General features: G+C 35.3%; 12 protein-coding genes. 7 read left to right on the forward strand and 5 right to left on the reverse strand.

Features of this window, described 5'->3' with window-relative positions; genetic code table 11:
* Positions 1-24 precede the first annotated feature (24 nt).
* Positions 25-1365, forward strand: coding sequence for a TolC family protein (locus tag B2Z27_RS05600; RefSeq protein WP_071341279.1), 1341 nt, complete (start codon positions 25-27; stop codon positions 1363-1365).
* Positions 1366-1444: 79 nt separating this feature from the next.
* Complete coding sequence (gene tsaB / locus B2Z27_RS05605) at positions 1445-2125, forward strand: tRNA (adenosine(37)-N6)-threonylcarbamoyltransferase complex dimerization subunit type 1 TsaB (RefSeq protein WP_286812874.1); 681 nt, start codon at positions 1445-1447, stop codon at positions 2123-2125.
* A gap of 50 nt (positions 2126-2175) precedes the next feature.
* Here the strand turns inward: tsaB and B2Z27_RS05610 are convergent, their stop codons facing one another.
* From B2Z27_RS05610 to B2Z27_RS05625, 4 genes are all read right to left on the reverse strand, one after another.
* Positions 2176-3000, reverse strand: a complete 825-nt coding sequence (locus B2Z27_RS05610; protein WP_058104322.1) for a mechanosensitive ion channel family protein — start codon at positions 2998-3000, stop codon at positions 2176-2178.
* A gap of 72 nt (positions 3001-3072) precedes the next feature.
* Positions 3073-5127 (reverse strand): thioredoxin domain-containing protein, encoded by a 2055-nt coding sequence (locus B2Z27_RS05615; protein ID WP_286812875.1) that lies wholly within the window; start codon positions 5125-5127, stop codon positions 3073-3075.
* Positions 5128-5194: 67 nt separating this feature from the next.
* Positions 5195-5395 (reverse strand): dodecin family protein, encoded by a 201-nt coding sequence (locus B2Z27_RS05620; protein WP_036151958.1) that lies wholly within the window; start codon positions 5393-5395, stop codon positions 5195-5197.
* A gap of 71 nt (positions 5396-5466) precedes the next feature.
* A complete protein-coding gene (locus tag B2Z27_RS05625) occupies positions 5467-6378 on the reverse strand; it encodes a NifU family protein (protein WP_071341283.1) in 912 nt (303 codons plus the stop codon).
* Positions 6379-6501: 123 nt separating this feature from the next.
* Here B2Z27_RS05625 and B2Z27_RS05630 point away from each other — a divergent pair, with 123 nt between their 5' ends.
* On the forward strand, positions 6502-7524 hold the full coding sequence (locus tag B2Z27_RS05630) for a PorP/SprF family type IX secretion system membrane protein (RefSeq protein ID WP_286812877.1): 1023 nt from the start codon (positions 6502-6504) through the stop codon (positions 7522-7524).
* A 48-nt stretch (positions 7525-7572) separates the two neighbouring features.
* Here B2Z27_RS05630 and B2Z27_RS05635 read toward each other — a convergent pair whose 3' ends face one another.
* Positions 7573-8748: a vWA domain-containing protein gene (locus B2Z27_RS05635; RefSeq protein ID WP_286812878.1), complete on the reverse strand. Its 1176-nt coding sequence runs from the start codon at positions 8746-8748 to the stop codon at positions 7573-7575.
* A gap of 202 nt (positions 8749-8950) precedes the next feature.
* On the opposite strand from B2Z27_RS05635, the gene B2Z27_RS05640 reads away from it, so the two are divergent.
* The 4 genes from B2Z27_RS05640 to fabD all read left to right on the forward strand — a co-directional run bounded on the left by B2Z27_RS05640 (position 8951) and on the right by fabD (position 13361).
* Entirely contained in the window at positions 8951-11152 is a 2202-nt protein-coding gene (locus B2Z27_RS05640; RefSeq protein ID WP_286812880.1) for a histidine kinase, read from the forward strand.
* Positions 11149-11880, forward strand: coding sequence for a LytR/AlgR family response regulator transcription factor (locus tag B2Z27_RS05645; protein ID WP_286812881.1), 732 nt, complete (start codon positions 11149-11151; stop codon positions 11878-11880). Before B2Z27_RS05640 ends, B2Z27_RS05645 begins: the two co-directional genes overlap by 4 nt.
* 7 nt (positions 11881-11887) lie before the next feature.
* Positions 11888-12397, forward strand: coding sequence for a gamma carbonic anhydrase family protein (locus B2Z27_RS05650; protein ID WP_058103912.1), 510 nt, complete (start codon positions 11888-11890; stop codon positions 12395-12397).
* A gap of 76 nt (positions 12398-12473) precedes the next feature.
* Positions 12474-13361 (forward strand): ACP S-malonyltransferase, encoded by an 888-nt coding sequence (fabD, locus tag B2Z27_RS05655; protein WP_286812882.1) that lies wholly within the window; start codon positions 12474-12476, stop codon positions 13359-13361.
* Positions 13362-13459: the final 98 nt, after the last annotated feature.

Below are 13459 nucleotides of genomic sequence, written 5' to 3' on the forward strand. Positions count from 1 at the left end.
TTGGTTGGTTTAAAAAAGAAGAACATGAAAGTAAAAATCACGGGATTACTACTATTATTTTCTGTTGTAATAGGTACGGCACAACAAAAGAAATGGACATTGCAAGAATGTGTTGCCTATGCTATAGAAAATAACCTAACGGTAGAGCAATATCAATTAGATCTTGAGAATGCTAAAATTGATAAGTCTGATGCAATTGGAGCACTTCTGCCAAATTTAAATGGCTCTATAAGTGCTTCGGCAAATACAGGTCTTGCTTTAGATCCTACTACAAACAACTTAGTTTCGGCAACAATTTTTTCTGCTTCAGGTAATATGACCTCGTCCGTTACTTTGTTTGATGGACTTAGAAATTTTAATAGAATAGAAAGAGCAAAGCTGAACAGTATTGCCAATCAATATCGTTTAGACGATATAAAAGATGATATCAAACTTAATGTTGCCAACGCTTATTTACAGGTGCTATCCAATAAAGAATCCTTAAAGGTTTTTAAAGCACAGTTGGCGGTTACTGAGCAAGATTTAAAGCGTACCAAGGAATTGGTGGAATCCGGTGTAGTGGCTCGTGGCGATTTGTTGGAAATTGAAGCAACTGCTGCAGGTCAAGAACAACAGATAATCAATGCCCAGAATTTGATATTGATTTCCAAGTTAAATTTAGCACAGTTACTTAGTATAACCGACTATGAGAGTTTTGAAATTGCCGAAGAGGAGTTCGATATTCCGCCATCTGATATTTTAAATAATTCAGCGAAGGTTATTTTCAATACCGCATTGACTTTTAGAAATGATATAAAGTTGGCAATGTCCGGTGTAGAGCTGGCTCAAAAAGATTTAGAAATAGCAAAAGGAGAAAAATATCCTACGGTGGGTGCGTTCATTAACTATAACACTAGATATTCGGATCAAAACAATGATCCTTTTACAGGTGAGGCAATTCCATTTAAAGACCAGCTCTATATAAATGATGGTATTTCATATGGGGCGCAAATGAATATTCCTATTTTCAATGGATGGAGCGTTAGAAATAATATCAAGCGATCTCAAATAAGTGTTGACTTGGCGCAGATTGAGTATGAAAGAACCAAATTGCAATTAGAGACCGATGTAAATCAGGCATATGTAGATGTAACCAGTTTTTATAAAGCTTATGAAGCAGCCCAAAAAACCTTGGAGGCCAGAAGTCTTGCGTATCAGTATTCAAAAGAGCGATTTGATGTAGGTTTAATGAATTCCTTTGATTTTAGTCAAGCTCAGGCACGAGTAGATAATGCTGAAGCAGAGGTGATTAGAACAAAATATGATTATATTTTCAGATTAAAAATATTAGAATTCTATTTTGGTATTCCAATTTCTTTAGAATAGATAAAAGTAATTTATGATTATTAAGCCTGTAGCATTCTAGTGTTACGGGCTTTTTCATTTTATGTAATACCTTTGCATTATGGGAATACTATTAAACCTAGAGACATCATCTACAAATTGCTCTGTCTGTGTTGCTAAAAACGGAGAAATACTAGCAATAAAGGAATTGAATTCTGCAAACTATTCGCATGCAGAAAAGCTACATTTATTTATTGAAGAGGTATTGCAAAAGGCTTCTCTAAAAATGGAAGATTTAGAAGCAGTAGCTGTTAGTAAAGGTCCAGGGTCTTATACAGGACTGCGAATTGGGGTTTCTGCCGCAAAAGGCTTGTGCTACGCTTTAGGTGTACCCTTGATATCGGTTTCTACTTTAAAGAGTATGGCCACGCAAATTAAAATTAAAGAAGATGAGGTCTTGATACCTGTTTTAGATGCAAGGCGTATGGAAGTGTATTCTGCAGTGTTTGATTCAATTGGTAATGAAATTAGGGAAACGAAAGCGGAAATCGTTGATGAAAACTCATTTAACGAGTTCATAAAAACTAGTACGGTTCATTTCCTAGGAAGTGGAGCCGAGAAGATTAAAGAACTTTTTACCGACGAGAAGATAATTTATCATTGTGATGTTGTGCCATCCGCTAAAGAAATGGCTAGCCTATCTTCTGCTAAATTCAATGCGTCTAATTTTGAAGACGTAGCGTATTTTGAACCATATTATTTAAAAGATTTTGTGCTTCAGACCAAAAAGACAAAGGCATAAAAAAAGCCCTTGATGTTTCAAGGGCTTTTTTTATGGTATTCATTATGTTGTTAACCTTTCATTTGTGTAATAACACGTTGAGGGAACGGAATTTCAATTCCGGCAGCATCAAATCGATATTTTATTTCTTCCATAACGTAGAAATGTGCGGCCCAAAAATCTGCATTATTCGCCCAAAAACGTAAGGTAAGATTTACCGAACTATCACCTAACTCACCAACATATACTTCAGGGGCTGGGGTTTTGTGTATGGTATCGCGATCATTACAAATCGCTAAAAGAATTTCCTTTGCTTCTTTAATGTTGGAACTATAGCCAATACCTACATCAATTTTATCTCTTCTGGTATCCAGAGCATTATAATTGGTAATGGTGTTGTTAGATAGTTGTCCATTGGGTATAATGGCAATCTGATTTCCAAATGTACTTACTTTGGTGGTGAAGATTGATATCTCCTTTACTGTTCCGTCTACTCCTTGGGCAGAAATAAAGTCTCCTATCTTAAATGGTTTGAACAATAGTATGAGCACTCCGCCCGCAAAATTGGCTAAAGAACCTTGTAATGCTAAACCAATAGCTAAACCTGCCGATGCAAGTATTGCTACCAAAGATGTTGTCTGTACTCCCAACTGGGTAATGACCAATACGAACAGAATAATTTTTAAAGCAATACTGATAAAGCTTTGTAAAAATGATTCTAGGGCAAGATCATAATCTTTTCTGGCGAAGAATTTTCGGATCATTTTATTAATGAAACGTATAAGGTATGTGCCCGCAATTAAAAGGAAAATTGCCCAAAGTAAACTTGGTAAAGCGGCCCATATCCATTCTATGGCCTTATCTGCATGTTCTTGTAGGTTTGTGATTTTATCCATCTTTGAATTTTAAATTATTTGTAATGAACTTTCAGATATCGATGATTTTAGAAATAAGGTGTGGTCAATAAACTATGAGATGTTTGTAGTCAATAAATCTAAAGCCTTTTTTGGTTCTTCAACAGGCATTTGACAGCTTCCGTGATTACAAACATAAATAAGCGTTTTGTTCATTACATACCTATTCATCAATAAAGGTAAGTTGCTATTTTTTGCGTTTGAAGCCGCAAATATAACGTTTGGAAGATAGTTCTTCATGAGTGTTTTGCAAATGGGTTCAAAATTTTCACCGATAGCGACCATTTCAAAGAATTTCTGACCCATTAGTTGAGCCAAATGAAGCCAATTAGAATTATTTTGAGGGTTTTCTGTTATCGTAGACTTCATTGAAGTCATTATCTTGTTTAAGCGAATATCTAAATTATCCTCTGGAAAATACTTGGAGAGTTTATGTAGATTATGTGCCATAATAGAGTTGGAAGATGGTATTACGTTATCTGCAATTTCCAAAGTTCTTCTAATAAGCCCATCTTCTTTGGAAGATGTGAAGTAAAAGAGTCCGGTTTCACTGTCGGTAAAATGGTCTATTACGTATTTTGTAAGCCTTAAACTGTGGTTAAGCCATTTGTCATCATACGAAACTTCATAAAGACCAATAAAAGCTTCAATGACCGATGCATAATCTTCTAAAAATCCTTTAATGGTGCTTTCTCCGTTCTTAAAATTACGATACAGTCCACCGTCCTCAGCAGACATTTTTTCAATAATGAATTGTGCATTTCTTAATGCGAGATCTAAATAGTGAGGATTTTCCAAGTACCTGTAAGCATGGGTAAGACCTTTTAAGACAAGTCCGTTCCAAGCAGTTAAAATCTTATCGTCTAATCTGGGTTTGTTACGTTTTTTTCTTTCCTTTTTTAATAAAATAAGGCATTGGGTTATAATTTGCTTTAACTCCTTTTTGGTAATAGAGTGCTTCATTGCTATGTTCAAAGCTTTACCGTCTCTAATTAGCACATAGTTGTCTTCTTCCCAAAGGCCGTAGGAGTTTATATTGAAATACTCCTCGAAAATTTCAAAATCATCCTTTAGTATTCTTATTAATTCTTCTTTTTGCCAAACATAATAGGCTCCTTCTACCAACTTGCCATTTTTGGTTAAACTATCGGCATCTAAAGAAGAGTAAAATCCATTGCTTTTGTCTAGTAGCTCTTCTTCTAAAAATGAAATGGTTTTCTCAACGGTACTTTTATAAAGTTGCTTGTTGGTAGCGGCATATGCATTAGAATAAAGACTAATTAATAGACCATTGTCATATAGCATCTTTTCAAAATGTGGTACGTGCCACTTGGTGTCTACCGCGTATCTTGAAAAGCCACCGCCAACATGGTCAAATATGCCACCCCAAGCCATTCTGGTCAAGGTGGTGTTTACGTACTCATAAATAGTGTCATCATTATGGGAGTGTGCATAATGTAGTAAACAATTCATGTTTGTAGGCATCATAAACTTTGGGGCGCGTTTGTATCCGCCTAAAAACGTATCAAAATAGTTAGACCAGTCCTGTATTATTTTTTCAATTTCGTTTGATTTAATGAGTTCATCATTACTGGTCTTTGTAATTGAATTGATTTCTTTTAGACCTTGAGCCATATTTTCAGCATACCCTGTAATTTTATTAGGGTCTTCTATGTACAGTTTTTGAAGTTGGTTCAGTACTTGAATCCAATCGGTTTTTTTAACAAAAGTAGCTCCCCAAAAAGGCCTGCCATCTGGTAGGGCCAAAATATTTAAAGGCCAGCCGCCGCTACCGGTCATCATTTGAAGTGCATCCATGTAAATGTGGTCAATATCTGGTCTTTCTTCCCTGTCTACCTTGATATTGATAAAATGGGCATTCATGGTTTCGGCAACCTCTTCATCTTCAAAGCATTCATGCTCCATAACATGGCACCAATGACATGCTGCGTAACCAATACTTATCAATATTAATTTATTCTCGTCTTTTGCCTTTTGTAATGTGTCTTCGTTCCAGGCTTCCCAATGAACAGGATTGTGGGCGTGTTGAAGTAAATAAGGACTACTTTCTTTAATAAGGTTGTTAGTATGCTTTTGTGAATGGGGCATTGTGTAAATATTTGATTTAAGGCAAAAAAAAGCGCCAAAAGGCGCTTTTAATATTGTAGTAAAATGGTTACTTCACTTCAAAAGTGATTTTAACATTTACTCTGTAATTTTTGATTTTTCCATCTTCAACGGTAGCGCTTTGCTCATTGATATAAACCGATTTTATATTTTTTACTGATTTAGATGCTTCCGCAACTGCTTTTTTTGCTGCATCTTCCCATCCGTTGTCAGAATTTGCTAAAATTTCGATTACTTTTAAAACTGCCATAATTAATGATTTTTAGATTTCCTACAAGTTACAAAAATTGAAGGCACACTTTAATTCATTTAAATCGATAATTAGCCGTTTAGCGCAACTACCTCATTTACCTTGTCTCCCATCATATTTTTCAACATTGTTTCTATACCGTTTTTTAGGGTAAATGTAGAAGACGGGCAACCGCTACAGGCGCCTTGTAGAATTACGTTTACAGTTTTGCTGTCCGTGTCATAAGATTGAAACATAATATTTCCTCCATCACTAGCTACAGCCGGTTTTACATATTCTTCTAAAATATCAACAATCTCTTGTGAAGTTTCATCAAGCTCAACTGTACTTTCGGCAGTAATAGTTTCGGATACTTGGGCTTCAGCTCCTATAGCTTTGGCATTATCCGCTACAATTTGTTTTCCTTCGGTAATAAAATTTCTTATTACTTCTCGTAGTTCTACGGTTATATCATCCCATTCCGCAACTTCATATTTAGAAACAGAAACGTAATTTTCATCTATAAATACCTGTTTCACAAACGGAAATTGAAATAGTTCGGTAGCTAGTTTAGAATCTCTTGCTTCGTCTATATTCTTAAATTCGAATGCTGACCCTACTATTTTTTTACTTGCTACAAATTTCATTGTAGATGGGTTGGGCGTTACTTCCGCATATACGGTAACCGGTATGGGTTTGTCCATATCTTCCTCTATGACTATTGGCTCGCCAGCATTTAAGTACTCAACTAGTTGTTGTGCTACTTCATCTTTTACATCTTCCCATTGAACAATATCGTAACGTTCCAATCCAATAAAATCTCCAGAAATATAAACTGTTTTAATAAACGGAAGATAGAATAGTTGTTGGGCCAACGGGCTATTCTTGGCTTCGTCAATATTTTTAAATTCGTAATTTTTTCGCTGTACTAACAAGTGGTTAGTTTCGAATTTTAATATATGTGGGTTGTTGGTCTTAACAACGGTTATCGAATACTCTTTCATTTTATCAAAGATTTTATGCAAAAATACAAAGGAAATCTTAGTTTAGCGGCACATAATAATGTTCAGGTTAACCCGTTATACACTTTATAATGTCATAACGATTCTTGGCTTTAATTTCTTAAAATGAAATACCACATTTTCTTATTGTTTACCGTATTTATGATTGGTCTCAAATCTAATGCACAAGAAGGTATTCCTGTATATTTCGATTATTTGTCAGATAACTATTATTTGGTTTTTCCTTCTATGGCCGGTATTGGTGAAGGTGGAAAGATTAGGGCTACTGCAAGGAAGCAATGGTTTGATGTCGATGATGCACCTAGTTTGCAAACCATTAATGCCCACTTTAGGTTAGGTGATTCTCCAAGTGGTATAGGTGCAATAGTTTTTAACGATGCTAATGGATATCATTCTCAAACCGGACTTAAAATTACATACGCTCATCATTTAAGAATGGGTGGTAATGATGTAAGACAGTTAAATCAACTATCTTTTGGTATTAGCGGTACTATATTACAGAGTAGCTTGGATGAAACCGAATTTAGATCGGTAATTCCCGATCCTGCCGTTTCAGGAATCAAATTAAGTTCTTCTTATTCAAATGTTGATATTGGTATATCTTATAATTTTCAAGAATTTTATACTCATTTTGCAGTGTTGAATGCTTTGACGGGTAGTAAAAGAAATTTGTATTATAGAGATAGACAGGATAATCCAGATGAATTGGTAATCGATAATATTAGAAGATTTTTGTTATCTGCGGGATATGTTTTTGGCAGAAGTGAGTGGCAATTTGAGCCTTCCGTACTTTTTCAACTAACAGAATTTACGGAAGAGAAAAGTATAGACTTTAATGCTAAAGTTTATAAAGATGTTGATTTTGGACGTATTTGGGGAGGACTATCTTATAGAAGAAGCTTCGATGGTGCTCAATTCCAAGATAACGGCACATTTGGAGAGCAAAGGTTACAATTGATTACACCAATTGTTGGGGCTAATATTAATAATTTTATGGTATCTTATAATTATTCGTATCAAATGGGGGATATTCGTTTTGATAATGGAGGTTTTCATCAGATAACAATTGGGTATGATTTTGGACAAACAGAACGTAAGTATGATTGCTACTGTCCCGCCGCTAATTAAAATAAAAAGGTCAGCTAGTTTGTAACGGACCTTTTTATTAAAATTGATTTACTCCCAGCTATAATTTTTTGATTCGGCTTGCTTTTTGATCGCCTTGATCATGGCATTTTCTAATTCACCTGATTTATCAGCGTTTTGATGTTCGGCTATATATGCTAAACGTTTAGAGTTATATTCTTGAATCTCTTTTTGTATCTGTATTCTTTCTGCTTTTTTAGATTCAATATAATCTTTGATTTCTTTTTCATTCTTGTTCTTCAACTCATTGGGTAATTGATCTTTTTCAACAGTACTAATTTCAAATTCCTCATCGGCATAAGCATCAACTAAGTCCCATTTTTTATTATTGTAAAGTCTTGAACTTTTGCTAACAGCTCTTTTAACGGCAATGGCTTCTTCCATCTCTAAAGCATTTCCATCTTGAACTTTCTGTGCCTGGTACTTTTCTCTTCCTAAAGTACCGTACGAAATATATGTGGTGTTTAATTTTGAATTGAGCTTGATTATGATGTCATCATAAGGAGTATTTATTTGAACCACTTTTTTATTGTGATCAATAGCCATATACTCTCCGCCTGTTAATGATGCCCCTTTTTTCCAATCTGTGTTTATGCCCAATTCGTAATTTCCACAAAAAATAGTGTTGACCGTAACCCCTTTTTCATTAGCATTGGTGGTCGCATTTCTATAATTATACTTTCCTTGGTCAAAAGGCTCGTTACCGGCAATGAAAATCATTCGTAGTAAATCTGGATTTTGGTTCCATGGTAATTGTTGTAGCGATGTTTGTAAAACTTTACCGCAATATTCTTCACCACCGTTGGTGGTTAATGAGAAGAGTTTTTCAGAAATTTCATCAAGATCACTACTAAATCCAAGAACTTGTTGAATGTATCCTTCACTTGCTGAAAGATTGTCATTCCCATATTGATATATTGCAATTTGTAGGTTGGGTCTAGTGTCATTTCCGCATTTAGCCAAACTGAACTCGTTTACAATATCCCAAAGTTGAGACTTGGCTTGGTTAATTAAACCGTCCATGCTGTTACTTGTATCCAATAACAACGCTATTTGAACAGTATTGTCTTTTTTTGGTTCTACTGGGTTAGTAGCATGTGCAATTAGTTCAATTGGTTTTCTTCTTTCGTTAGTATTACAAGCATATACGCTAGATATGGTCAATAGTCCAATACCTATAGATCCAAGTTGTTTTAAGATTTTCATAGTTTTCATTTTTAATTCAAGACGAAACTAACCGCTAAGTTTTTCTTAGAATAATTGAAATGAGCGAAGGTGCCTTATGGCTTAGTAAAGTGGTTTAATGGGTTTGTTAACTTATGAATAATGCTAGATTAAGTGTATGTTTTGCAATTACTTCATTTTTTAGTACCATAATTATCAGCTAAGTTTACCATAGTAATTGAGTATGAAAGATTATTGTATTTACATAATGGTTTGTTTGTTTTTGGGGTGGAACGTTATCTATTCACAATCTCAAAACAATGCACTAAAATTCAATTTAAAAGGTAGGGTTGAGGTTAGGAGCACAGGACAACCAATTTCCGGTGTTTCTATTTCAAATGATATGGGGGTGTTCGTGGTTACTAATGCCTTGGGAGAATTTGAAATTAAAACAAGAATTGGTGATCAACTCATAATTGAGCATCAGGATATTGAGACATTATGGTATAATGTAGAAAAAAATGATGATGTACTGATCTTGGTAGAAGGCTTTGAGTCTTCGGTTAGTGACAGGTCAAATTCACCGCCTGATATTTCTATAAGACATCAACAACTGTTAGATTCTGCAGAACACTACAAAGCCAAGGATATTGAAAAGAGTATTGACTTTGTGGCCCAATCTATAGCTTTATTGGGTAAAAGAGGGAGAAGGAAAGAATTGGCACGATCGCTTTCCAAGCTTGGGGAGGTCTATCAATATCACAAGCAATTGGATTTAGCTATTGATAACTATGAAGATGCGTTAGAGAACAATAAGACCATTGCCACATCTTTATTGTTGGGTAGGGCGTACAATTTAATGTCAAGATTTAATGAGACTATAGGTTTATTGGATCCGTTGTCGAAGGTAAAAACAATGCCGCCTTATCAAAGTGCAGTACTTTATGAACTATTAGGTGATGCTAAAAAGGGTGAGGGCAAAACCAAAGAAGCAATAGAGTTGTATAACAGAGGTCTGTTGATTGCCGAAAAAAATCAGAATACCTCAAAAATGATCGACTTGAATTCCAAATTAGCCGATTCATATTCTATGGATAACCAAGCTATGGAGGCAGAGGCTTATTATGGAAATTCATTGGAACTTGCGGTACAATCAGCACCAAAAAGGGCACTGCAAGAAAAAGAAAAGGTAGCGGATTTTTACAATACTAAAAGTAGGTTCAATGAAGAAATCAATATGCGTAAAAGCAGTTTACAGGAATTAAAAAGATTGAACGCGCCTAATGTTGGACTTAAAAAGCTTGAACTTGGAGATACGATAACATCACAACGAATAAATTATAAGATTGCAAATGCCTACATCTCTCAAGATAAGTACAATGAGGCTATTCCCTTTTTAGAAAAGAGTATTGTTGAGGCTGACTCAGACGATGATTTGGTGGTGCAAAAAGATGCTACAAGAAAACTGTCTGAAGTGTATAAAGTGAAAGGGGATTTTACAAAGGCCTTGGAAACTTACCAGACCTACGTGGCATTGGTAGATTCATTATATGTACGAAAAGAACAAGAAATCTCTAGGGCTAGTCGCTTTAATAGAGAGATAGCAAATGCTCAAAACCGACTTACGGGCTTGGAACAGGAGCGAGAACTTTCTCAAAGTAAATATGATTTAGCTTTAACGGAGCAAGAGCTGGTAAAGGAAAGTAATAAGAGACAACAGCTGGTTATCTACTCTTTAATATTTGGGTTATTATTGACCCTTTTGGCAGCCTTCTTCTTTTATCGAAGTAATCAACAACAGAAATTGGCAAATAACTTATTAGCCTTGAAATCATTGCGATCTCAAATGAATCCGCATTTTATTTTCAACGCATTAAATTCCGTTAATAATTTTATTTCTAAAAGCGATGAGCGCAGTGCTAATAGATATCTTAGTGACTTTTCCAAATTAATGCGCTCTGTACTAGAAAACTCTGAAGAAGATTTTATTCCCTTAGAAAAAGAATTGCAGCAATTGGAATTATATATAAAGCTAGAGCATTCTAGATTTGAAGACAAATTTGACTATCAAATTACCGTAGATGAGACTGTACAGGTATCCAAGTTTCAAATACCTCCAATGTTATTGCAACCCTACATTGAAAATGCCATTTGGCACGGATTAAGATATAGGGAAGAAAAAGGAGTACTTTTAGTTACCGTTAAGGAGAATAGTGAAGACTCTATAATTATTTCAATCACAGATAATGGTATTGGAAGAAAGAAATCTGCAGAAATAAAAACCCAAAATCAAAAGAAACAAAAATCTAAAGGAATGGGTATTATTCAAAAACGCGTGGCAATATTGAATGATATGTATACCGATAAGGTGGATATTAAAATTTCAGATTTACAGGAGAACGGAACCGGAACTAAAGTTTTATTTATTTTAAAAAGGGAGAAATGAGCTTAAATGCAATTATAGTGGAAGATGAGGCCAGTAGTAGGGAGATATTACGTAATTATATCTCTAAATATTGTCCTAGTGTTCAATTGTTGGGAGAGGCTTCATCAATTAAGGATGCTTTGACTCTAATTGGGAGCAATAGTTTGGATCTCGTTTTTTTAGATGTGGAAATGCCGTTCGGTAATGCTTTTGACTTACTGGATCAACTGCCCGATAGAACTTTTGAAACCGTTTTTGTTACCGCGTATGACCATTATGCAAAAGATGCTTTAAACAATCATGCTGCATACTACCTAACCAAGCCAATTAATATAGATGAACTGGTAAATGCAGTAGCTTATGTAGAAACTGTTCGTGAAAAAGAGGCAAGTTTGGAAGGAGAAGTGCTAAGTACAAAATCTAATGGGGTAGAGGGGAAATTGACTTTGCCTCAACAAGATGGTTTTCAAGTCCTGAATATTGCCGATATTTTGTATTGTAAGGCAGATGATAATTATACTGAAATTTACCTGTTGAACAAGAAAATATTAGTGAGTAAAACCTTAAAGTATTTTGAGGATGCATTAAAAAATTATCCTTTTGCGCGTATTCATAAATCTTTTTTGGTGAATGTGAACGAGGTGGTGAAGTATAAAAAAGGTAAAGGGGGCAGCGTGGTGATGTCTAACGGAAAAGAAGTTATGGTGTCCGCTTCAAAAAAGAAAGATTTTCTATCATATTTTAATTAATGTACAAATGATAAAAGCGGTTAGGGGTAAAGAACCAATTATAGGGGAAGATTGTTTTATAGCTGAAAATGCAACAATAGTTGGTGAGGTAAGTATGGGCAAGCAATGTAGTGTTTGGTTCAATGCAGTTTTAAGGGGAGATGTTCATTTTATAAAAATGGGCAATAAAGTAAATGTTCAAGATGGTGCTGTGGTTCATTGTACTTATTTGAAGTCTCCAACAACTATTGGTAATAATGTTTCTATTGGGCATAATGCAATTGTTCATGGTTGTACCATTCATGATAACGTATTGGTGGGTATGGGAAGTATAATTATGGATGATTGCATTGTAGAAAGTAATAGTATAATTGCAGCAGGAGCAGTTCTTACAAAAGGAACCCATGTGCCGTCTGGAAGTATTTTTGCCGGCATGCCCGCAAAGAAGATAAAGGACATTAGCCCTGAGCTCAGTTCAGGTGAAATTAATAGAATTGCAGAGGCATATACAATGTATTCAGGCTGGTTTAAAGAATAATCGTTGACTCAAAAAGAATTGAGGGTATGGCAATCTAGCTAAAATACGTACTTTTGATCCACCAAAACTAAAAGTTATGAACGCATATGTTTTTCCTGGGCAAGGTGCTCAATTTGTTGGAATGGGGTTAGATTTATACGAGAAATACCCTATTGCAAAAGAATTGTTTCTTAAAGCCAATGATATTTTAGGCTTTGAAATTACTGAGGTTATGTTCAATGGTACTGCTGAAGGTTTAAAAGAGACCAAAGTAACCCAGCCTGCTATTTTTTTGCACTCCGTGATTTTAAGTAAGGTAATGGGAGATGCGTTTAAGCCAGATATGGTTGCAGGTCATTCTTTAGGGGAATTTTCTGCACTTGTGGCAAACAATACCCTTAGTTTTGAAGACGGACTTAAATTGGTATCGCAACGTGCTTTGGCAATGCAAAAGGCATGTGAACTTAAGCCATCGACTATGGCTGCGGTATTAGGGTTAGAAGATGCTGTTGTAGAAAAAGTTTGTGCAGAAATAGACGGAATTGTTGTGGCTGCAAATTACAATTGCCCTGGTCAATTGGTTATTTCAGGTGAGGTGCTTGCTGTAGAACAAGCTTGTGAAAAGTTAAAAGAAGCTGGAGCAAGACGTGCATTAATGTTACCCGTAGGTGGTGCTTTTCACTCTCCATTAATGGAACCTGCTAGAGAAGAATTGGCTGCGGCCATAAATGATACAACTTTTTCAATGCCAAGTTGTCCTATCTATCAAAATGTTCCTACAACTGCGGTGAACAGTGCAGATGAAATTAAAAAGAATTTAATGTTGCAATTGACGGCCCCGGTAAAATGGACACAAAGTGTGCAGCACATGGTGAATGATGGTGCTACTATTTTTACTGAAATAGGTCCTGGTAAAGTATTACAAGGGTTGGTAAGAAAAATTGAGCCATCGGTTACAACGCAATCACCGCAACTAACAGACTAGCCTTTGTTTCCTTATTATTACCATTTAACCCATAAATCTTTTTTTCAACTGTTTCTGAGAGGTTTACCTTGATTTTTTTGTAATATTGAGACCCTAAT

This window comes from Maribacter sp. UBA3344 (genome assembly GCF_002362375.1).
Taxonomy (GTDB): Bacteria; Bacteroidota; Bacteroidia; order Flavobacteriales; family Flavobacteriaceae; genus Maribacter; species Maribacter dokdonensis.

Excerpts from the sequence above, each read along its gene's own strand:
- B2Z27_RS05630 (WP_286812877.1), top strand. The coding sequence starts at position 6,502 with ATGAAATACCACATTTTCTTATTGTTTACCGTATTTATGATTGGTCTC.
- B2Z27_RS05600 (WP_071341279.1), top strand. The coding sequence starts at position 25 with ATGAAAGTAAAAATCACGGGATTACTACTATTATTTTCTGTTGTAATA.
- B2Z27_RS05635 (WP_286812878.1), bottom strand. The coding sequence starts at position 8,748 with ATGAAAATCTTAAAACAACTTGGATCTATAGGTATTGGACTATTGACC.
- fabD (WP_286812882.1), top strand. The coding sequence starts at position 12,474 with ATGAACGCATATGTTTTTCCTGGGCAAGGTGCTCAATTTGTTGGAATG.
- B2Z27_RS05640 (WP_286812880.1), top strand. The coding sequence starts at position 8,951 with ATGAAAGATTATTGTATTTACATAATGGTTTGTTTGTTTTTGGGGTGG.
- B2Z27_RS05645 (WP_286812881.1), top strand. The coding sequence starts at position 11,149 with ATGAGCTTAAATGCAATTATAGTGGAAGATGAGGCCAGTAGTAGGGAG.
- B2Z27_RS05650 (WP_058103912.1), top strand. The coding sequence starts at position 11,888 with ATGATAAAAGCGGTTAGGGGTAAAGAACCAATTATAGGGGAAGATTGT.
- B2Z27_RS05610 (WP_058104322.1), bottom strand. The coding sequence starts at position 3,000 with ATGGATAAAATCACAAACCTACAAGAACATGCAGATAAGGCCATAGAA.
- tsaB (WP_286812874.1), top strand. The coding sequence starts at position 1,445 with ATGGGAATACTATTAAACCTAGAGACATCATCTACAAATTGCTCTGTC.
- B2Z27_RS05625 (WP_071341283.1), bottom strand. The coding sequence starts at position 6,378 with ATGAAAGAGTATTCGATAACCGTTGTTAAGACCAACAACCCACATATA.
- B2Z27_RS05620 (WP_036151958.1), bottom strand. The coding sequence starts at position 5,395 with ATGGCAGTTTTAAAAGTAATCGAAATTTTAGCAAATTCTGACAACGGA.
- B2Z27_RS05615 (WP_286812875.1), bottom strand. The coding sequence starts at position 5,127 with ATGCCCCATTCACAAAAGCATACTAACAACCTTATTAAAGAAAGTAGT.